At 57.1% G+C, this 667-nt stretch carries 1 protein-coding gene and 1 pseudogene; both read left to right on the top strand.

Translation table 11 applies throughout. From position 1 onward, the window contains the following. A partial coding sequence (gene hycG, locus MFF34_RS28070; RefSeq protein ID WP_238217849.1) for an NADH-quinone oxidoreductase subunit B family protein occupies positions 1-529 on the top strand: 529 nt, incomplete at its 5' end. After that, a pseudogene (gene hycH, locus MFF34_RS28065) lies at positions 526-667 on the top strand (formate hydrogenlyase assembly protein HycH); the annotation flags it as partial. The gene hycG and the pseudogene hycH, both read left to right, overlap by 4 nt.

Here is a 667-nt window from a genome sequence, read left to right as displayed (position 1 = left end):
TATTTTACTGTTTACCGGCGCGGTCACCCGTGCAATGCGATCCCCTGCGCTGCGTGCGTGGCAGTCCGCGCCGGACCCGAAAATTTGTATCTCCTACGGTGCCTGCGGTAACAGTGGCGGGATCTTCCACGATCTCTACTGCGTGTGGGGCGGTACGGATAAAATTGTCCCTGTGGATGTTTATATCCCTGGCTGCCCGCCAACGCCTGCCGCCACGCTGTACGGCTTTGCAATGGCGCTCGGCCTGCTGGAGCAGAAAATTCACGCCCGTGGGCCGGGTGAACTGGATGAACAACCGGCGGAGATCCTGCATGGTGATATGGTGCAGCCGCTGCGCGTGAAAGTGGATCGCGAAGCACGTCGCCTGGCGGGTTATCGTTACGGTCGTCAGATTGCCGATGATTACCTTACACAGTTAGGGCAGGGCGAAGAACAGGTTGCACGCTGGCTGGAAGCGGAAAACGATCCGCGTCTGAACGAGATTGTCAGCCATCTGAATCATGTTGTTGAAGAGGCGCGTATCCGATGAGTGAAAAGGTGGTGTTCAGTCAACTGAGCCGTAAATTTATTGATGAGAACGATGCCACGCCCGCCGAGGCGCAGCAGGTGGTCTATTACAGCCTGGCGATTGGTCACCACCTTGGGGTTATCGATTGCCTGGAAGCGG

Source organism: Pseudomonas sp. PAGU 2196 (assembly GCF_022179005.1).
Classification (GTDB): domain Bacteria; phylum Pseudomonadota; class Gammaproteobacteria; order Pseudomonadales; family Pseudomonadaceae; genus Aquipseudomonas; species Aquipseudomonas kermanshahensis.
The sequence above is the reverse complement of the archived record's forward strand: the minus strand, read 5'-3'. Positions and strand labels throughout refer to the sequence as shown.